The organism is Saccharothrix hoggarensis (genome assembly GCF_052936025.1).
Map to the genome: position 1 here is coordinate 4,097,486 of NZ_CP193624.1, position 19,995 is coordinate 4,117,480.

The following is a 19,995-nucleotide window of genomic DNA, read 5'->3' on the forward strand; positions in this document are numbered from 1 at the left end:
CAGGCACCGCCGCGGAGTGCGGAGCGTCGCGTGAGGAGATCCGGCGAAAAGCCGGCGCAGGGTGTGACGTCGCCTTCGTCTAGGCAGGCGGCTCCGGTGCGGTGGCCCGATTGGCGGCGCGCCGTCGCGGCCGGAACGGGTGCAGGAAGCTCGCCAGGAACGCGTCGGTGCGGGGGAACGACGTGGGGTCGAAAAGGCCGATAGCGGCCGGAACCCGTCCCGGAGCCCACGTGTAGCTGCGGAAGAGGTGGTCCCAGATCGCGAGGTCGGAGCCGTAGTGCCCCGCTTCGGCCGGATTCGAGCTGTGGTGGAGGCGGTGTTGTTCGGGACTGGCCAGCACGTGGTTGAGCCGGCCGATGCCCACGTCGACGTTCGCGTGGGTGAAGTAGCCCTGAGCGGTCACGAACATGCCGACCGCGAGAACCGTCGGTGCGGAGAAACCGGCCAGGGCGAGCGAGACCTGCACGACGCCCTGGGCGATGACGATGTCGAAGACGTGGTTCACGCCGTTGTTGGCGACGTTCACTTTTTGCGGCACGTGGTGCACGCCGTGGAATCGCCAGAGGAATCGGTTCGTGTGCCCCAGTCGGTGCATGACGTAGCTGCCGAGCGACCCGAGCAGCAGCGCCACCGGCGGTTCCGCCCAGGCAGGCCACGACGGCGCCGTCGGCGCCAGCGCCCCCACCAGCAGCGTGACCAGCAGCTGGGCGATCGCCGCCCCGACCGCGGTCAAGATGAAGTACAGGCCGTACCAGCCCCATTCACGGGCGTTCGGGTGCCATTCGGGGTTGAAGGGGATGATGCGTTCGAGCGCGGTGAAGTACCCGATGACGCCGATCAGGAACAGCGGACTGACCACCGCCGGGTCCCATTCCAGCACGATCGCACACACCCCGGTACCCACCACGAGCAGCAGGAGAACCGGGTAGGCCGCATGGCGCAACACCGCGTGCACCGCCGATTGCCCGCGCGTGTCCGGTGGCGAAGTGACCACCTGTCCCCCCTCGGGTGAAGTTGTGCACGCCAATTAAGGACGCCGTGCCGTGAGGCCGCAGCGTCCTGCAGGTCGGACAGCAGGAGAGTGGTCGACGTTGACCACGACCGAGAGCCCTCCGGCGGAGGTGCCCCCGTGAGATGAACAGCACGCCGCCACCACGTTAAATTCCAGGTGACGAGTTACTTATTCGACTGTACATACCGGTCATTTGACCATCAATCCACCGATTGGTTGAGCACAAAACATGTTGGTGGATGGGAATATTTCGCCCCACGTGGCCTAGACTCAGTTTCGCGGCAGACCGCCATCCGGCCGCACCAGTCCCGTTCGGACAGTGCGGAACTGCACCGATCCCGAACGCCGGCCCCACAACTCAGCCACCGATTTCCCGCCATTCCGCAACAGGGCGGTTTACAACCCCTAAGCCTATTAGAGTGTGATCACCGGCACACCCAACCACCCGAATGTGCGGTCGACAGACCTCAACTCTCACCGAACCCACCCCTCCACCCCCGGCAACCAGGCCCACCGCCACCCGACCGCCAACGCTCCCCCGCCACTCCCCACAGTCACCGCCACGACCCACCCGCGCCGACTCCACCCCCACACCATGCGAGCCGAACCTCCGCAGCGTCCGGACGCGACGGCCGCCAGTCGCCCGACCAGCGACAACGCCCCACAACCACCCAACCACGGACCCCGATTTTGGCCACCGAGAACGATCATGTAACCTATGCACACACCACGGCGAGAGCCGAAGGTCCGGGTGGCGGAATGGCAGACGCGCTAGCTTGAGGTGCTAGTCCCCGAAAGGGGGTGGGGGTTCAAGTCCCCCCTCGGACACCAGTTGGGCTGGAATTCCAGTGAAAAAGTAGCGCCTGGTGCTCACGCGAGCACCAGGCGCTACTTTTTGGCCTGGACCACACCTCCCCTTTGCTCCGAACGGCCCATCGGCGCGGGGATTTCTCCCGCTCCTGCGTGGTCGAAAGAGCTGAACCACCACCCCGATACGAATACTTCTCACATTTTCCGACCGGTGCCGACGCGACCGCCAACCGGACGTGCTTCCACCTGTCCGCACGACCCGACATCCCCGAACGCCGAATCAGGCCTGCAAAGCGCTGGCCACTCCCACAGGGCCTATCACCGGCACATACCGGCTCCCTTGCCGACTTCCGGCAGCAGACCCCTGACGTCAGTCCGAACTGGACATACCGTCGTACATGTGGACAACGCACATGGGCCACACGATCGGGTGGTTCAGGACTCCGGCCAGCGGAAGAGTTCGAGCGGTGCGACGCCGAGCGCGTCGGCGAGGACGAAGACGCGGTCGAGGCTGGGCGAGTGTCGGCCGTTCTCGATGCGGTTGATGGTCTTGCGGTCGAATCCGCTGGCCTCTGCCAACTGTTCCTGTGTCCACTCGCGACTCTGACGCAGGGCGGCGAGGCGGTGGCCGAATCGCGCGCGGTTCTCCGCGAGAAGCGGGTGGACCGGCGACGCAGGCACGGGGGCAACGTTGGTACGCGTCGCCGTGCGAGTCCGTACCAACGATGGTACAACTTGCCGCCCGGCACCGAGCAAGATCGAAACCGCTGCTCAGCGCCCCGGACTCCGGCCAAAGACCACCGACGCGAGGACCTCTTGAGCACCGACCCCAAGACCGTGCAAGCCGCCCGCCTGCTGCTGACCCAACTCGGTCTCACCCCCGAGGACCTGATGTGGGTCCCCACGGACCTGCCCACCTTCCGCGACTACATCCCCCACGTCATCGCGGCATCGGGCGCCGGCGCCAAACGCACCTACGGCACCTACTGGGCCCACATCACCGACACCTTCGGCGACAAACGCCTCGACGAGGTCACCCCCTCGGAGATCGAGGCCCTCATGCGGCTGCTGGTCGCCAACCGCCGCATGCGACGCAACGACCGCGGCGGCCACTCCGTCGCCGAACACTTCCTGTCCGCCATGCGCGCCGTCTACGCCCGCGCCATCAACGACAACCTCCTGCCACCCCACCACAACCCCGCCGCGAAACTCGCCAAACCCCGACGACGCCCCACCACCCGACAAGGCCTCAGCGCAGCCGAAATCACCGGGCTGGCCGACGCAGTCACCGCCAGCGGACGCGACACCGTGCTCGACACCCTGCTGTTCCGCCTCCACCTCGAGACCGCCTGCCGACGCGGCGGCGCACTGGCCCTGCGCGAGGAGGACATCGAACCCACCACCTGCCTGATCCAGCTTCGCGAGAAGAACGACACCGTCCGCTGGCAACCCGCCAGCCCCACCCTGATCGCCTCACTGCTGGCCCACCGCCAACACCGCGGCAACGGCAAACCCACTCCCGAACCCCTGCTGCGCTACAACAACGGCGACCCGATCAACCACCGCCGCTACGACCGCCTCTGGCAACGCCTCGGCGACCGACTCCCCTGGGTCACCGCCCGCAACATCTCCACCCACTGGCTACGCCACACCACACTCACCTGGGTCGAACGCCACTACGGCCCCTCCATCGCCCGCGGCTACGCAGGCCACGCCCACCCCCGCAGCGACGACACCACCGCCGTCTACACCAAACCCACCATCGCCGACCTCGCCACCGCACTCGCCGCCTACACCGGCGAACCCCACCCCCTGGCCACCACACCCCCACCCGAAAGCGGCCTCCCCGCCTTCCCCATCCTCACCCCACAACCATGACCGAACGCCCCACACCACTGTTCAGCCCACCCACACCCCAACCGACCCCACCGCTAACCACGATCCACGCCACACCGAAACTCGACGACACCGAACTACTGCTGACCACCGGAATCCTCGACCACTCCGGCAGAGCCCCGGCACGCAAACTACTCAACGCCCTGAACTGGCACCCAGGACAGACCACCACGGCACGACTACGCGGCCAAGCGATCACCATCGGACTCGCCCCCGACAGCCCGAACCGAATCGACACCCGCCACCAGGTGTTCATCCCCGCAGGTCTCCGCGACCTGACCGGCATCCGCACCGGCGACACCGTCGCGCTGCTCGGCGCACCACAACTGCACCTGTTGATCGTCTACCCGGTCAGGGCACTCACGACTCTGCTCAGTACACCAGTCGACTGATCCGACAACGGGTAGAACGGCTCCGCCTGATCCAGTCGTCCGCCTTGACGCCAGACGGGTGTCAAGGCGGACGTTCGGGCCTCGTTGCCGATAGAGTCGCCGCTTGAGCTGAAGCGGTGTCGGACTGCGCCGACGTCTGGACGGGATTGTGAGCAAAGCCAACCGCAGGAAGAAGGACCGCCGCAGACAGAGCAAACGGCGCGTGCGCGCGGCAGGCGCCACTAGGGCGCCGAACGCCGCGGGCATGGCCGTGGACTCCGTCCGGCACGCCGTGGCCCTGGTGACGGCGATGCACTCCACACCCCACGACCTGCCGACACTGCTCGATAAGTCCGTGGACGACACGGCGAGCCAGGCGCTGACCGCCGTCGCTCTCCACTCCCGAAGTGGCCGCGAGCCTTGACTGCGCGGCGGATGCGGGCGTTGACGGACTCGATGGCGTTGGTCGAGCAGATCACCCGCCGGATCTCGACGTCGAAGGCGAGGAAGGGCACGAACTCGGCCCAGGCGTTGTCCCAGAGCCGGACGATGGCCGGATAGCGGGCGCCCCAGGCGTCGACGAAACTCCGCGAACCGCTCCTTGGCGGCGGCCTCGGTCGGGGCGGTGTAGACGGGTTTGAGGGCTCTGGCGATGGCGTTCCAGTGCTGGCGGCCGGCGTAGCGGAAGCTGTTGCGCAGCAGGTGCACGAGCAGGTCTGCACGATCGTGCGCGGCCAGACCGTGGTGACCGCGTCGGGCAGGCCGGTCAGCCCATCGCAGACCAGCATCAGCACGTCGGCGACGCCGCGGTTGCGCAGCTCGGTGAGCACGTGCAGCCAGTACTTCGCGCCTTCGCCGCCGTCCCCTGCCCACATTCCGAGGATGTCACGGTGGCCCTCGCAGGTCACGGCCATCGCCATGTAGATCGGCCGGTTGGCCACCTGCCCGTCGCGGATCTTGACGTGGATGGCGTCGATGAACACCACCGGGTAGACCGGGTCGAGAGGCCGGTTCTGCCATTCGACCATGCCTTCCACGACCTTGTCGGTGATCGTGGAGATGGTCTGGCGGGATACGTCGGCGCCATAAATCTCGGCCAGGTGCGCGGAGATCTCCCCGGTGGTCAGACCCTTGGCGAACAGCGAGATCACCATCTCGTCCACGCCGGTCAGGCGCTTCTGCCGCTCGGCCACGACCCGCGGCTCGAACTCGGCGTTGCGGTCGCGCGGCACGTCGATCTCCACGGACCCACGTCGGTGAGCACGGACTTCGAGCGGGTGCCGTTGCGCGAATTGCCCGTCCCGCGGCCGGCCGGGTCGTGCTTGTCGTAGCCCAGGTGATCGGTGATCTCACCCGCCAGGGCCGACTCCAGCAGCCGCTTGGTCAGCTGCTGGAGCACCCCGCCCTCACCGGTGAGCTTCAGGCCACCGGCGCGGGCCCGGCTGACCAGCTGGTCGACCAGCTGCTCGTCCAGGCCCTCCAAGGCGGTCTCGGGCTTGGCGTCCTCGACGTTCTCCACGCCGGACATCATCTCGGTCATCAGGTGCGCCATCCTTGATCAGGAGTTACACCGCTCGTTTTACAGTCCCTTTCGGCAGGCACAGCGGTGGGCAACGTACGCGAGGCTGTCCAGAGTGTCCGCCTCGCTCGCGTGATTGTTGTGATTCCTGTGCAGGTTGAGCGCGGCGTAGCAGTGGTCGCGTGCGGTATCGAAGTCGCCCAGACACGCGGCGAACCAGCTCACCTGGTCGCGCACCTCGCTTCCAACATCTGTTAGTCCAAGGCGTAGGAGAGGTCAACGGTGCTGTAAAGGTCGAGAGCGTGTTGGGCGTGCTCTAAAAGCTACGGGTTTGTGCCCTGCCTATGTATTTCTCGCGCCCGTTCAAGCAGCACTTGGGCGTAGCCAGGCCTACCCAGGTTATGCAGCGCGCCAGCGAGGTTGTTCAGGACAGCAGCGATGTCGGGGTGGTCAGGACCGTAGGCTGCTTCGGTGATGGCCAACGCCCGCTCGAGCAAAGGCTGGGCGTCACCGGGCCTACCCAGGTCACTCAGTACATGCCCAAGGTTGTTCAGACGCGTAGCGACCTCCGGGTGGTCAGGACCATAGACGGCCTCATCAATCGCCAGCGCCCGCTCAAACAGGGATAGAGCGTCCCTAAGCCTGCCCAGTGCCCGCAGCGAAAGCCCGAGGTTACTCAGGCCTATGGCAACATCAGGATGGTCAGGACCGTAGGCTGCTTCGGTGATGGCCAACGCCCGCTCGAGCAGAGATTGGGCGTCACCGGGCCTACCCAGGTCACTCAGTACATGCCCAAGGTTGTTCAGACGCGTAGCGACCTCCGGGTGGTCAGGACCATAGACGGCCTCATCAATCGCCAGCGCCCGCTCAAACAGGGATAGAGCGTCCCTAAGCCTGCCCAGTGCCCGCAGCGAAAGCCCGAGGTTACTCAGACGCGAGGCGACGGCGGGATGGTCAGGACCGTAGACGGCCTCGTCGATGGCCAACGCCCGCTCGAGCAAAGGCTTGGCGTCACCGGGGCGGCCGAGGTCACGCAATGCGAGGCCAAGGTTGTTCAGGTCAGTCGCGACGGCGGGATGGTCAGGACCGTAGACGGCCTCGTCGATGGCCAACGCCCGCTCGAGCAGAGATTGGGCGTCACCGGGGCGGCCGAGGTCACGCAATGCGAGGCCAAGGTTGTTCAGGTCAGTCGCGACGGCGGGATGGTCAGGACCGTAGACGGCCTCGTCGATGGCCAACGCCCGCTCGAGCAGAGATTGGGCGTCACCGGGCCTACCCAGGTCACTCAGTACATGCCCAAGGTTGTTCAGACGCGTAGCGACCTCCGGGTGGTCAGGACCGTAGGCTGCTTCGGTGATGGCCAACGCCCGCTCGAGCAAAGGCTGGGCGTCACCGGGCCTACCCAGGTCACTCAGTACATGCCCAAGGTTGTTCAGACGCGTAGCGACCTCCGGGTGGTCAGGACCATAGACGGCCTCATCAATCGCCAGCGCCCGCTCAAACAGGGATAGAGCCTGGCTGGGAGCGCCATGAGTCTGCAGGTAGGTGGCCGCGCGGTCGAGTAGCCACACAGTGTGCCCGGTGGTGGATGGGATGGTCGTGGTGTTCTCGTACACGGCCAGGACGTGAGGTAGGAGCGCCCGCCACCGCGGCCAGTTCTCCGGAGCGGTGACGATCTCGCCCGGCAGATCCGCCGCGAGCAGCTCCTGAACTACCGACGCCGGGGACATGGAATCTTGTGTCGATGCTGTCGGGGCGGTGCGGGCGCGCAGGGAGTGTTGGAGCAGTCGGTGGGCGATGGTCACCTCGTCATCGGAACGCCGGGCCAGGAACCAACCGACCAGCGTCCCGACCGTCTCGGCAAAACCGTACGGATCCGCGGCGGCTTCGGCCAACGGGGCGGGCAACGCCTGCGGGTGGGCGGTGAACAGATCCAGGGGAACGGGTTCGGGCGCCATCCAGGCCAACAGGTCCAGCAGTTGCACCGCCGCCCGATCCTGCCCGTCCAGGGCCGTCAGCGACAGATCCCACAACGTCGCCAGCGTCTCCTCGCGACCGGCGACCCGGCCCCGGCCGAACATCTCGGCGGTGCGGGTGCGCAGCAGGTCCAGATATGCGGCGACCGGCAGATCGGTGGCCTCCAGATAAGCCGACGCCTGTTCCAGCGCAAGCGGCAGGTCGCCCAGCCACTCGGCCAGCGCACCAGCCGTGTCGTCGGTGACCCCGGGCACGCGACGCCGCAGCAGCGCCACGCTCTCGGCTCGATCCAGCACGTCCACGTCCAGCACCGGGCCCAACGAGCGGAACCCCTGGCGTCGGGTAGTTACCAGCACCCGCCCGTCCCCGGAAGGCATATACGGCCGGAGATCAGCGGCATCTTCGGCGTTGTCGAACACCAGCAACCACCGCCGCCGTCCCCGCAATTCGGCCAGGACTCCGGCCGCCGTGGTCTCGGGATCGGCGTCTGCGTCGAGGCCCAGCGCGGCACCCAGTCCGGCCAGGTGGTCGGGGATCAGTGCGGGTTGTTGGGCGGGGATCCACCACACCAGGTCGAAGTCGGCGGCGAACCGGTGCACGTACTCGATCACGAGCTGCGACTTGCCGACCCCGCCCAGGCCCCGCAGCGAGTGCACCGTCAGCGCCCCCGGCGATCGCATCGCCTGCCGCAACCGCGCCAGCGCCCCCCCACGACCGGTGAAGTTCGGGTTCCGCGCCGGCACATTCCACACCTCGGGCAACGCACCGGGGAACCGCGGCTGGCGGACCACCGCCCGCGTTCGGTCCGGGAAGCCCGGTGCGGTGCCGGGCTTCAACCGCCTCTCTGTGGCACCCTGCACCACCCGGAGCAGCCGGGCACGGGCTTCCCGCGCCGGTATGTCAAACAGGTCTTCCGATACCGCCGACCCCAGCAGGCCCGGTCGATCGCAGTCCTCCACCCGCAACACCAACAGCTTGCGGTTCTTACCCAACGGCGCATCACGCCACGCGGCCTCCCACTCCGCCGCTCCGTACGTCGACAAGGTGTAGGCCGACGACAGCACCGCGATCGTGCACTCCGCCTGCTGTACGCCCTCCTGCATAGTGGCGACCCAGTTGCTGCCCGGCACGATGTCCCACGCCTGGATCAGTACCCGGTGACCGGCCTCCTCCAACTCCCACGCGATCCACTCGGCCCACTGCCGATCGTCCTGCGTGTAGGAGATGAAGAGATCCCAGGCCGTGGCTGCTCGGTCCGGATGCTCGGGGGCAGAACGGGTATCCCGCGTGTTGTCGAAGGTTCTACTGTTCCGCGTCAGGATGTGCCGCAAGCCCGCTGCGGCAGCGGCAAATGGATGGGGTTCCGCAGGAACCAGGGTGTCGGCCGTCGGATCGACGGCCGAGGCGGACAACGAGGACGAACCGGTAGCGCGGTTGGTGGGCGTGCTGGCGGCGATGTGACGGGTGAGAGCGTCGAACGTGCGCCAAGCGTCGTGGTACGTCAGGTGTGTACGCAGTCGGGCGGCTGCTTCAGGGCGGAACGACATGACGGGGTGGTCCGGGTCGGGATGCTCGGTCTCCAGCAATCCGCTAACGAGGAATTCGGCCACGTCGGTCAGATCGGCCTCGGCGACGGAGGCTTGGCGGATGAGGTTGAGCAGCGGCAGGCTGAACCGCTCGAGCGGGGAGCACAACACCGCCAGTCGAGCGGCTGGCGGTGATGCTGTATGCAGGAACGCGTCGACCAGTTCGACGATAGGGGTTTCTGTGGCGTCCTCGTCCACTTCCAGTTCAAGCCACTCGAGGTTGAGAAGCACAGCACCGCAGCCTTCAGGGTCGCCACGCATCAATGCCTTAGCCCAGCGGGCGAACCCTGGCGCGGTGAAGCCGACCACTGGGATGGGCAGCCAGTCGGTCTCAGGTTCGAGCGCCCTTAGCCACAGCGGGAGGTGGTACTTGAGGGCAGTGTTCCGCACGCCTGGAGTGTCCGCAAGAACTCTTACTGACGGATGGTCCAGTCCGGAATGCGCCCAGAGATGCGGCGGTAGCGGGTTGACGAGCAAGGTCGGAGTGGTCGAGCCGAGTGCATGGACCAGTTCCCACACTCGCGCAGACCGCCATCCTGGAGAAGCGAAGTCCGAGATCAGCAACACCAGTCGTCGTCCACCGGGAACCGCTACCCTCCCAGAGGGGTGTTCCACCTGCACACCGCGGTCGTCGGTGACCGTCGAGGTGGACGGGTTGAGTTTCCAGTTATGGGTGCTGCGGAAAGCACCCATTCCGCGCACAAGGGCGGTGAGAGAGATGATTTCCTCCCGCCACACCGCCATGGAGGCTGTGGTATCCCTGATCACCACCACGTCGAACCAGCGCTCGGGTTCCGGTGTCATGACGGGCGTCAGGATGCCACTGCTCGCGTAGGCGTCAACGGTTGCTTCGATGTCGAGGACGCTTCTCGTACCCCGTAGCCAAGGTCTTGTAAAGGGGTGGAATGCACGGCCGAATGCCAGTGAGTTGGCGAGGGGACGTGCAGGGGCCACGGTCACCTCGCGACCGGGTAGGACATCGGTGCTCGTAGCGAGGCGTTCGTGCACCTCTGGGGTTGCCGTTTCTCTCTGGTCGAGCCTGCCGGTTCGCGTCGCGCGAGCGGGTATCCCAGAGGGCTCTTCCTGCTTCGTCGGCGAGGTGTTGCTGACGCCGACGGGTGCACCGTGGGATCCCGCCGCGTTTCCTGCGGTGGATCCGAGCCAGAGGGCGTCGGCGACCGCCAGTACATCCACGTCGGGGTAAACTTTCCCGATCGCGGTCAAGACGCGGCGCAGTGGATCAGCCATTCGTCAGCTCACGCAAAAGCAGGTCTCGTAGGTGACCCGAGTCGGGTACATCCTGTTCGGCGAGGAGGTACACAGCGTTGAGGAGTTGATCGATCGCCAGCCTTTCTCCGCGGTGGAGCCGCTCGATGAATTCAATGACCAGAGCGCTGCCGTCATGGTTCGCGCCCGAGCCGAGGTGTGCGTCGATGATCCGATGGAGCATCTCCGGTGTCGGTGCGGGCATGGTGAACCGGATACAGCGGCGAAGAAACGCCTCGGGGAAGTCCCGTTCTCCGTTGCTGGTCAACACGATGAACGGGAACTCATGACATGAGATCCGGCCGTTAACAACGTGCGTCCGGTCGTCGCTGTCCCATAGGCGCACAGCGATCTCACGCTTCGCGTGTCTGGCCAGTTCGGGGATTTCGAACTGGCCTCGCTCGAGCACGTCTAGCAGGTCACTGGGCAGGTCCAGATCGCTCTTGTCGATCTCGTCCACGAGGAGCGCGCGTGGTTTCCCCGAGGGTGTCGGGACGAGGGCGGTGCCGAGTGGCCCAAACTGGAGGTAGTCCGCGATGTCGTCACGGTCCTCGGTAGTGTCGCCACCGCTGTCGGACCGGGCCAGCCGCAAGTTCTGGGCGTGGATGCGGCCGAGGGCATCATATCGGTAGAGCGCATCCCTCAGCGTGCTGCGCGAGGTGATATGCCAACGCAACACTGGCCCCAGGTCGAGTTCGTGGGCGACCTGTTCGACAACGGTCGACTTTCCAAACCCTGCGGGACCGCGCAGGAGCAGCGGACGGCGCAGTCGCACAGCGGCGTTCACTGCCTCCACCAGTCCTGGCGGCGGTTGGAATTGTTCGTGCTGCGAATGGCGGGGAAATTTCCGCCATGGCGGCGCTTCGGGGAGTTCGACGTCGCGCCGGACACCGTCTCCGCGGTAGTAGGGCGACCAGGTCATCACGACTCGCTCTCACCGTTGGCAGATGCGTGTTCACGAACGTTCTCGGATCGGACGGTGCGTAGTTCGAACCAGCGGCAGAAATCCAGCCAACGGATGTCATGCCACGCGGTACGCACGTTGGCCAAGCCCCGCGAAGGCCTGTCGAGCTGTTCACGGAAGGCCGCCGTGAAACCGCCGGGCAAGGTGTCCCATCGCTGTCGGACCACGTTGGGCCACGTGTCGTCGGACTCGCCGTCACGCGACGGCCACAGCAGGACCGGCGAGTACGGGAGCAGCATTTCCAAGACATCGGCGAGGTTCGGCGGGCGGTGGTCTATCCCGATCGCGCGGCGGAAGGCACCGGACTTCAGCTTGCCGCCGAACGCGGTCACGTCGTGCAGATCTGCTCGGGTCACCCAGTCGAGCGGCACGTCGTCATCCTCGTCGATCCGGCGCATCGCCTCGCGTGCCCTTTTGTTCATCCGTTGGTGCACTCGGCTCGGGCGTAGTCGACCACTCCATTGGGCGAGCACATCGTGTTCGGTGCCAAGGTAGTACAAATCCGTGTCTATTTTCTCGGGATGCCAGTCGACGTCGGCCAGCACGTCGGCTGGCACCGCGATGTCGATGTAGCGCAGGGTCTCGTCAGGGCCTAACTGGTCGAGCGCCCACTCCCGTGCACTGGCCAGCGCCTTCTCCGTACCGTGGCGGGTAGGGTACGGACAGTGAAAGGTTTTCTGCGGGGTGGAGACCGCACCTGCGCGGAGCAGCCACGCCCGTAGGTGATTCGGCCACCCCGTCGCCTCGTCGGACGGGGCCAGGACCAAGCGCAGATCACCGTGCTCCGGCGTCTCAGCCAACGCGGCGAATGCGTCATTCAGCTCTGTGTCCAACCCACACGCACGTGACCACTCGCGCAGCCGACGGTCGTCGGCAGGGATTCCTATCTCGATCGCCAGGGCCGCCATGAGCCTGGCCAACGGCTTCCATGGGTTGCCCTCCACCGTGCCGACCCGCAGAGCCGCCTCTTCCAACAGGCCGACCACAAGAGCCGTACCGGACGACCTGACTTCGCTGAACACCCCCGCCCGCCGACCCGCGTTCCTCAGCTTCGGCGTGGTGAGGGCGCCGACAGAGTTCTCGCGCAGGAACTCGGCGGCGCGGATGGCGAAGGTCAGGCCCTGAACGACATGAAGGACATACATGCCTTCCAGATCACCCGACCGCGCCGCGTCCCGGAGTTCGTCGAGTGACCGCATTGTCCATGTCGCAGGCAGGGCATACCCCGCGTTCCACCGGGCGATCGCCGCAGCGAGTTCCTTCCTGCCCAGAGCGCCCACGGAGCCGATGGTCGTTGTCGAGAGATCACGCCGGTTGCGGACAAGCCAGAGCGCCCCCGATTCGGTGCCTCCGTCGAAGACGAGAGAGGCCGGTGTCTGTGTGGAGACCTTCGTGCGCAAAGCGGCCATCAGGCGCCCGGTGACGTAGAGCTGTTCCCTCTCTCCTGGCATGCCGTCGCGCGCCAAATCGGTCAGCGCGAAGGTGAAGTTCATGTGGTATGAGCGCTGGTTCGATGCCGACGACATCATCACCGCCAGCCCGCTCTGTCCGTTGGACACACCGCTGACGACTTGTCGTACGTCCGGGACACCGCTTGCCGAATAGCAGGTGTCCACCAGGGCGATCACACCTTCGATACCGGGTTGTTGCGCCGCTTCGGACAGCAGTTTGCCGACGTCGACGCCTGACGCGGGCTCGCCGTCTCTGGTGTCGTGGGCCATGTAGTACAGGGTGGAGCCATTCGGTGAGAACCCGTGGCCTAGCAGAGCCACGACCAGCACGGCACCTTCCGCACCGGCCTCCGCAATGGCGTGGCGAACGGCTGCCTCGACTTTCGGTTGCGTCGCCTCGCCGATAAGCGCATCGCCTGTCGCAGCACCCAGATCCGGCGCCTCCAGCACGCCGCGTAGTTCCTCGGCCGCCCGTTCCAGATCAGGCAGACGGACCTCCGCCGATGGGCATTGCGTCGCGATCACCACAAAACGCCTGGGAACCGAACCGATCATTCGCACACGGCCTCAGTAACGGGGCCCGCCACTGCGGGTTGGACGAGATACTTGATCGCGCTGTGGACCCACAGACCGTCGGAGTCCACCCGGTTGGACTCCGGGAGCGTTCCGCGGACGTTGGCGACGATGAGCCGTTCCAGCCTGGGGCGGGCCACGACGATGTCGTCACGGTCCCAGAAGTTCAGCCACCGCTCGACGGTCGGCGGGGTAGTCGGTGGAACGGGCCTGACCCGGTGTAGGACGACGGCCGCAGTCGCCAGTGGTGATCCGAGTGTGACCAACAGTCGCACCGGACGTGCATACTCATGGAGCGCCTCGAACGTCACCACCGACCCGAGCGAGTGCGCGACCAAGATGACCGGCCGATTCTCGGGCAGCGCGGCCAGGACGCGTTGCCTGACCCGCTCGTCGAGTGAAGCCCCGTCCAGGACTTCGCCGCGCCCGAGGTAGCGGCCCACCTGGGCCAGAGCACCGAGAAGCCGGCGCTCGGTCACCCACTGACCGGCTCTGCGCAGCCCTGGGATCCGCAGCACGGAGGTCAAGGCCGCGCTCAAGACCCGCACGACTTCCCCAACGCCCTGCGCTCCCTCGGCGGCCAACTGCGACTTTGCCTCTACAAGCACGCGCACGGCTCGCGGGTCTTCGACTTCCGCGCTCAACTCGTCCACCAGGGTCGTGACGAACTCCAGGAGGAAACGCGCTTCACCCTCCGAGACGACGTCCGACGTCCCCTGGGCTCCTGCCGTTATCATCAGGTCGCTGTAGTCGACGAACCTGACGTCGGTGGACGTCGACAAGGCAGCGGCCGACTTCCCGTGCCCGGCTCGCCGGGCACCCTCAACCAACCCTGCCAACCACTCGCCGCGCATGAGGGCTGCATCGCGCGGACCGCCGATACCATGGACGAACACCAGAACAGGTGCCGCCTGTGGGATGTCGAAGTCGGACATCCATACCTCCTCCGACTTCGCGGATCAGTGCCTATCGTATACCCGCCAATCGGCCATGCGCACCGAAACGTTTCACCTGCAAAACCGCGAAGACCACACGCCAAACATGAATGACACTCACTATCATGAGTCGATCCAGATCGATGCCCATGGAAGATCCGGGCCGGGTCTATCTCGTGATCGGTTCCGCACCGCACCGCGCGGTCTCAACCCCCGATACCTGCAGGTAGCCCAGCACCTTGCGACTCCACTCACGGGGTGCCGGGAGCGAAGCCGAGCCGGAAGGAACGGCCGACAACGTGATAGGTGGCCATACCGCCGGGAGAGAACGGGTTCGGGAGCACACGCAGGCGTATCTTGGCCTGGTCGAGGACGTGGGTGACGAAGACGATTCGGTACTCCTCGTTCTCGGCCAGGTCGTTGGCCCGCCGGACCTCCGACTCTCCGAGCGCGAACTGCGGTAGGTCGTCAACGGTGGACTTCACCTCGTAGAGGATGGTCTTGTCGTTGGTTTTGACGAGGAAGTCGTACCCGAGCCTGTCGTCACCTTTGCCGTCGGCGAGGTGGTCGGAGCGGTAGCCGGAGCACCAAGTGTCCTCAGGCGGGAGCTCGTACTTGCGGCGTAGCCACTCGCCGACGACGATTTCGCCCGCGAGTCCGATGAGCTTCGTCTTGCTGGTCGAGACCGAGGGCGCGCGCCACCCTGGCGCACCACCGCTGCTCGTCTTGCCGGTCGCTGTCGCCGATGGGAGCAGGCCGGACTCCTGCGGAGCGGGATCGGTGCCCAGGACCTCCGGAGGGATGCTTGCCCGGAGCGCCTCGACGAGTTCGGCTCGGCTTTCCTGATCGGCGGAGTAGCTCCTCCCGCCGTACTGGACCAGGTCGCCTTGGCTCTTCGCCGCGTGTTGTTCGCTGTCGAGCCGGTCGCGGGCCGCGTCCAGGTCCGCGTCCTCCAGGTGCAGCGGGCGGAGTTCGGTGGTCGCGGGCATCCCCTCGGGCCACTGCTCGTTCTTCCGCAGCCACTCGATGACGTCGTCGGTCAGGGGGCGCCGGAAGTCCAGGAGCCCGGCCTGGACCATCGCTTCGATGTTGTCGACCGCGTCTCCGGGGCGTTTGCCCGACCCGCCCGCGTTGCGGTGCAGCCATGCGTCGACGACGATCCGCGCCCGGTCCAGCCGCTTCGCCACCTCCCGTCGTCCGCGTTCGCGCAGCTCGTCGACCGGAGGCAGGGACCGACCAGGTTCGAGTGGCGAACCGATCTCACCGAGCCAAGAGTCGACGCGGTCGCGGAGGAGGTCCGCGCTCAGGTTCCAGTGGGTGTCGAGCCAAGCCCGGTCTGGTTCCAGTCCGGGCAGCTCGCGCAGGCGGACGTACTCATCCAGCGCCCCGCCTTCCCGGAACACTCGAGCGAACCGGTCGCGCAGCCGGTCCCTGATCTCGGACCTGTGCCGCTGCAGGTAGGCGTCGAACTGGTGCTGGTGGCCGTCGCCGTTGTGGAGCAGGTTGAGGCCGAGCGCGCGCAAGCCAGCGTTCGCCCGGGCCAGGGCGATGTCGAGTTGCCGGGTCGCGTCCAGCAGGTCGTTCCGGCGGGCGAGGGTGAGGATCCGGTCGGCGTCGAAGCCGTGCGCGATCAGCCACGTCCGGACCTCGTCCTGATCGGCGATCCGGTCCCGGACACCCTGCAACTCCTCGGCGGCGGCGACGTCCAGGCAGGCGATCAGCTCCAGGACGGGCGTCAGCGCGAACCGGTTGCCGGCACTGTCGCCGACGAGCGCGTGCAGCTCGTCCAACGGCATCTTCAGCACGGCGGCGACATCCGCGGGCTCGGGGGTCCCGTCGCCGCACCGGGCGGCCAGGTCGATCAGGGCGAGCCGGAGGCTGGCGGCGATCGCGAGTCCGCCCCTGAAATCGGCCAGTGCCGCGGCGGCGGACTGCAGCACCGACCACCGGTCGCCCGAGCCGCGCAGCGTCACGATCACCTGACCGCGGTCCGGCGAGGACACCCGGATGGAATCGGGCGCGAACTCGTGATCCACCTGGTGCCCATCGATCACGGCGATGATCGAGTCGGCGAGGACCACCTCGATGTCTCCCCGCAACGGGTCGGCCGTGCTCGTCGCGGGCACGCGGCTCACCGGCAGGACGTGGCGTCGCTGCTCGGCGATCGCGTCGACGAGAAGGGGGAGCCAGTCGCCGCCCAGGTCGGCCAGTGGGCGGCCTGGCTGGTCAAGCGGGTCCACCCCGTCGACCAGCACTCGGACCGCCGCGTCCGAACAACTTTTGATCCGGGTGACGCCGTCAGCCACGAGTGCCCGCCGCACCTGGGCGGCCAGCGTGTTCACGCGGACCGCGAGCACGGGGACCGGGGTTTGCGCCAGCAGCGCGGTCTCCGTCGCTCCCGGTCGGTCGTCGGTGTAGACGGCGGGCCCGTCCAGGTCGAGGTCGACCACGCTGAGCGCACCCCTCGAGGTCACCACGATCGCGTGGGGCACCTGCACATCCGGCCCGCCGTTCGCGAACAGGTCCCGCCAGGCTTGCTCGTAGGCGGTGCGCACGATCGCCGCCCGAGGACCCTGCCGCCCGACCACCTCGTTGATCTCCGCTAGCCGATCCGCCGCGGTCGTGGAGACGTCCCAGAACCGAGCGCCCAACCACGTGAGTCGTTCGCGAACCCGGTCGGTCAACAGCGAGCGCCACGCGGCCGGGGCCGCGCTCAGGTAGTCGGGAGTATCGGTGTCGCCTACCCACCAAGCAGCGCGCAGCGGTGCGAAGAACTGCCTCGACCGCTCACCCGGCGTGGTCTGCAGAACCCAGTCGGCCTCATGCAGGAAGGCGGCGGCGAACGATGGCCAGGTCGGCTTCACCGAGTCAGTACTCGCCTGGAAGGTGGCTTTGAGAGCGGAGTCCGGCCACACGTCGAGCCCGCGCAACACCAGCTGCGCGTAGAGCCTGCGGGTGTCGTGGGAGAACTCGGCCCAGTCCTCCTGTCCCGGCAGGAAGGCGATCAGGCCCGAAATCTGGTACTTGGTGCTGTCGAAGCTCGGCTTGGTCGCGCGCCGGGCGGCCAGCTCACGCCACGCGTCCTGGGTCTTCGCACTGAAGTCGGCGGGGAAGTTCGGCACCGAGTGCGGGTTCTTCAGCTGCTTGCCGGACACGTGGAAGTTCCTGGTGGATGTCCACCACGGGACCAAGCCGTGGTTGACGCCCAGGGTTTCGAAGAAGGTCCGCTCGTCGTCGACTGCGTCCGACCGCAGGAAGTCCTTGTCCAGGACCCGCTCGCCGATCTGCTCGAGCTGGTCCGAGACGGCTGCGGCGGCGTCGACCAACTCGGCGAGCAGCCGATCGACCTCGTGCTTCGGGCCGCGCCACCCCGTCCCGAAGTACGCTTGCCCCGGCACGCGCCACCCCGCACGGGTGGGCACGAGCAGATCGGCCTGGCCCAGCGCGTTGTGCCGCCGTTCCGCGGGCGTGCCGAGCCACAGCGCGAAGGCGAACCGCAGGCACGCGGACCTGATCTCGTCGTCCTCCGCGTCCCGCATAACCTTGCCCAGCAGTTCGAGGACTGCGTCGGTGCGGTACTCCCGAACCACGCCCTCCAGCCAGCGGCGACCCCGGCGCTGCTTGCGGTTGCCGTCGACCCAGCTGATGTCACCCGGCATGAAGGCCAGGCGAGCGCGCACAGCCTCGGGCAGCTCGGGCAGTTCACCGCCCTCACCACGCACTCGGCCGAAGTAGATCATCGGGTCGTGGTCCTCGTCGGCGGCGTGGAGCACGCCGTCCTCCGTCACGATCACCCGTCGGCCCACGACGGCCTTCACCTCGGGCAGCGCGTCACTGAGCTCGTCGTAGAAGTCGGCCCACACGTTCGGCGCGGCCCCGCGCGCGAGCAGGTCGGCGGCGAGGGTTTCGGCGAACTCCGCGACGTGCTCCGGCTCCACGTCCACGGGCAGCCCGCACGCCTTGGACAGCGCGCGGACCCGCCGAATGTGGTGCTCGTGAAGGTCGTGGCGCATTAACGACGACTCACCGGCGGCCGTGACGGCCTCGGGCGTGAACACCGCGCCACTGCTCGACCACAGCAGCGCCTCAGTAAGGGGTACCCCTTCGTCATGGCCCAGCGCGGGCAGCACCGGAAGATCCCGCAAAGCGTGGCCGCGTGATTCCAAGGCGACGACCAAGCGGTCCAGCCAGCCCTCCGACCAGCACACGAGGTCGAGTCGCACCCCGACCGGCAGGGTCAGTTCACCTCGGTAGGCGGCGATGAGCGCGTCGGCACACAGCTCGGCGACCTCGTTGAAGAGCACGTCGTTGAGGTGGACGGACTCCTGCAGGTCGCGCCGGTCGAGGCGGGCGAAGAACGGCCCGTTGACCAGCGCGGCGAGCGGGTAGCGGGTGTTCGCCCCCAGCGGCAGGAACGCGTTGACACGCCCGTGCTCAAGAGGCGCGCCCAGCGGCACGGCCACGCTGACCGTGCCCTCGCCCTCCCACTTCGCCCAGCTGGACCCGACGGTGTTGTCCGCGCGGCTGGCCAGGATCGCGGCCCGCATGGCCGCCTCGCCCACGGTCCGCTGGAAGAGCAGGTACTCGCCCCGCCCGGCGAGGTCTACGTGCTTGATCGACAACGTGCCCGTGCCGGGCCTCGGACGAGTGGTGCGGGTCAGTCGCTGCGTGCGCTCACCGCCCGCGTTCCGAACCCGCAGGGCGATCTCGGCCACGCGGAACAGGAACAGGTGGAATGGCACTTCGTCGTCGGCGAGCTGTGCCAGCTGCTCCTTGGCGTGTTCCCGCGCCGCGGACGAGCGCAGAGGCAGGCGGATCACCGTCGAGAACCCGCGCCGGGCGAAGTCGTCGACCACCTCGGGGGTGTCCGCAAGTGGCACGGTCACCTTCAAAGCCGACACGTTCTTCCGCAACTCGTCGGCCAACCCCAGGCGGTCCTCGCCCGACCGGGCCGCCAGCTCGTCGAAGTCGGAGGGGCGGCCGAAGCGGAACCTGAACCCGTCGAAGCGGCCCGAACCCTCGCTGAGGCTGCTGAACACCTCGGGGCAGTCGGCCAGCTGGAGCACGCTCTTGAAGCCCACCCCCTTGTTACCGATGCCCTCGTTCGGCTGCTTGGTGCTCAGTGCGATCAGGCACATCGAGTCGAAGTTGTCCGCGTTCAGCGGGTTCCCACCGTTGGCCGCGTACAGGACGCCGTGCTCTCCCTCGGTCTCGTCCAGGAAGAACTCAAGCCGCCCGTCGAACCGGGCAGGATCGTGCGCATCGTGCCCGTTCTGCAGCAGTTCGACGACCGTGCGCCCGTCGTAGTCCGCAGCGAGAACGCTCTCGGCCGTCTCCTTCAGCTCTCTGGCCATCGGCTGACCGACCTCGGCACCCTTGAGGTACATCGCCACCACCCCATCGGCCTGCCGATTCACCCGACCCACCGCGTCGAGCGGCGGCCCACCAGGGGCGTCGTGAGCAGACAAGCGGACAGCGGAATCGTCGATCACACAGAGGTTTCGGTCCAGGGGAGTCCGCTGTTACGTAGTCGGGTGCAATTCAGCGCCCTAGCCGGGCTCCGGCGTCGGGTCTGCACGGTTCTGACGTCCGTCCGCCCCATCCTGGGCGGCCCGATCAACGAGTACGAACCCAC

The 19,995-nt window shown here is 67.1% G+C and carries 9 protein-coding genes, 1 tRNA gene and 1 pseudogene; 3 read left to right on the forward strand and 8 right to left on the reverse strand.

Going from position 1 to position 19,995, the window contains the following annotated elements; genetic code table 11:
• Nucleotides 1–79: 79 nt before the first annotated feature.
• The gene (locus ACRAKH_RS18720) at nt 80–994 is read right to left on the reverse strand and encodes a sterol desaturase family protein (protein ID WP_380718291.1); all 915 of its coding nucleotides are present in this window, start codon (nt 992–994) and stop codon (nt 80–82) included.
• Nucleotides 995–1,757: 763 nt separating this feature from the next.
• On the opposite strand from ACRAKH_RS18720, the gene ACRAKH_RS18725 reads away from it, so the two are divergent.
• Nucleotides 1,758–1,843, forward strand: a tRNA-Leu gene (locus tag ACRAKH_RS18725).
• Nucleotides 1,844–2,257: 414 nt separating this feature from the next.
• On the opposite strand, the gene ACRAKH_RS18730 is transcribed toward ACRAKH_RS18725, so the two are convergent.
• Nucleotides 2,258–2,503: a helix-turn-helix transcriptional regulator gene (locus tag ACRAKH_RS18730; RefSeq protein ID WP_380718292.1), complete on the reverse strand. Its 246-nt coding sequence runs from the start codon at nt 2,501–2,503 to the stop codon at nt 2,258–2,260.
• A gap of 135 nt (nt 2,504–2,638) precedes the next feature.
• Between ACRAKH_RS18730 and ACRAKH_RS18735 the strand changes: the two genes are divergently transcribed.
• Both ACRAKH_RS18735 and ACRAKH_RS18740 read left to right on the forward strand, forming a co-directional pair.
• Nucleotides 2,639–3,700, forward strand: a complete 1,062-nt coding sequence (locus tag ACRAKH_RS18735) for a tyrosine-type recombinase/integrase (protein ID WP_380718294.1) — start codon at nt 2,639–2,641, stop codon at nt 3,698–3,700.
• The gene (locus ACRAKH_RS18740) at nt 3,697–4,110 is read left to right on the forward strand and encodes a hypothetical protein (protein ID WP_380718447.1); all 414 of its coding nucleotides are present in this window, start codon (nt 3,697–3,699) and stop codon (nt 4,108–4,110) included. The genes ACRAKH_RS18735 and ACRAKH_RS18740 overlap by 4 nt, the downstream gene beginning before the upstream one ends.
• A 234-nt stretch (nt 4,111–4,344) precedes the next feature.
• On the opposite strand, the pseudogene ACRAKH_RS18745 reads toward ACRAKH_RS18740, so the two are convergent.
• From ACRAKH_RS18745 to ACRAKH_RS18770, 6 genes and pseudogenes are all read right to left on the reverse strand, one after another.
• Nucleotides 4,345–5,629: pseudogene (locus ACRAKH_RS18745) on the reverse strand (IS256 family transposase); the annotation flags it as partial.
• A 302-nt stretch (nt 5,630–5,931) separates the two neighbouring features.
• Nucleotides 5,932–10,419 (reverse strand): FxSxx-COOH system tetratricopeptide repeat protein, encoded by a 4,488-nt coding sequence (gene fxsT, locus ACRAKH_RS18750; RefSeq protein WP_447009150.1) that lies wholly within the window; start codon nt 10,417–10,419, stop codon nt 5,932–5,934.
• Entirely contained in the window at nt 10,412–11,359 is a 948-nt protein-coding gene (locus tag ACRAKH_RS18755; RefSeq protein ID WP_380718297.1) for an AAA family ATPase, read from the reverse strand. The genes fxsT and ACRAKH_RS18755 overlap by 8 nt, the downstream gene beginning before the upstream one ends.
• Entirely contained in the window at nt 11,359–13,407 is a 2,049-nt protein-coding gene (locus ACRAKH_RS18760; RefSeq protein ID WP_380718300.1) for a vWA-MoxR associated conflict system protein, read from the reverse strand. The genes ACRAKH_RS18755 and ACRAKH_RS18760 overlap by 1 nt, the downstream gene beginning before the upstream one ends.
• Nucleotides 13,404–14,360: a hypothetical protein gene (locus ACRAKH_RS18765; RefSeq protein ID WP_380718302.1), complete on the reverse strand. Its 957-nt coding sequence runs from the start codon at nt 14,358–14,360 to the stop codon at nt 13,404–13,406. The genes ACRAKH_RS18760 and ACRAKH_RS18765 overlap by 4 nt, the downstream gene beginning before the upstream one ends.
• 251 nt (nt 14,361–14,611) lie before the next feature.
• Nucleotides 14,612–19,747 (reverse strand): sacsin N-terminal ATP-binding-like domain-containing protein, encoded by a 5,136-nt coding sequence (locus ACRAKH_RS18770; protein ID WP_380718304.1) that lies wholly within the window; start codon nt 19,745–19,747, stop codon nt 14,612–14,614.
• Nucleotides 19,748–19,995: the final 248 nt, after the last annotated feature.

Bases quoted from the DNA above. Each gene is read 5' to 3' on its own strand.
- ACRAKH_RS18740 (WP_380718447.1), top strand. From the start codon at position 3,697: ATGACCGAACGCCCCACACCACTGTTCAGCCCACCCACACCCCAACCG.
- fxsT (WP_447009150.1), bottom strand. From the start codon at position 10,419: ATGGCTGATCCACTGCGCCGCGTCTTGACCGCGATCGGGAAAGTTTAC.
- ACRAKH_RS18755 (WP_380718297.1), bottom strand. From the start codon at position 11,359: ATGACCTGGTCGCCCTACTACCGCGGAGACGGTGTCCGGCGCGACGTC.
- ACRAKH_RS18760 (WP_380718300.1), bottom strand. From the start codon at position 13,407: ATGATCGGTTCGGTTCCCAGGCGTTTTGTGGTGATCGCGACGCAATGC.
- ACRAKH_RS18765 (WP_380718302.1), bottom strand. From the start codon at position 14,360: ATGTCCGACTTCGACATCCCACAGGCGGCACCTGTTCTGGTGTTCGTC.
- ACRAKH_RS18770 (WP_380718304.1), bottom strand. From the start codon at position 19,747: ATGTACCTCAAGGGTGCCGAGGTCGGTCAGCCGATGGCCAGAGAGCTG.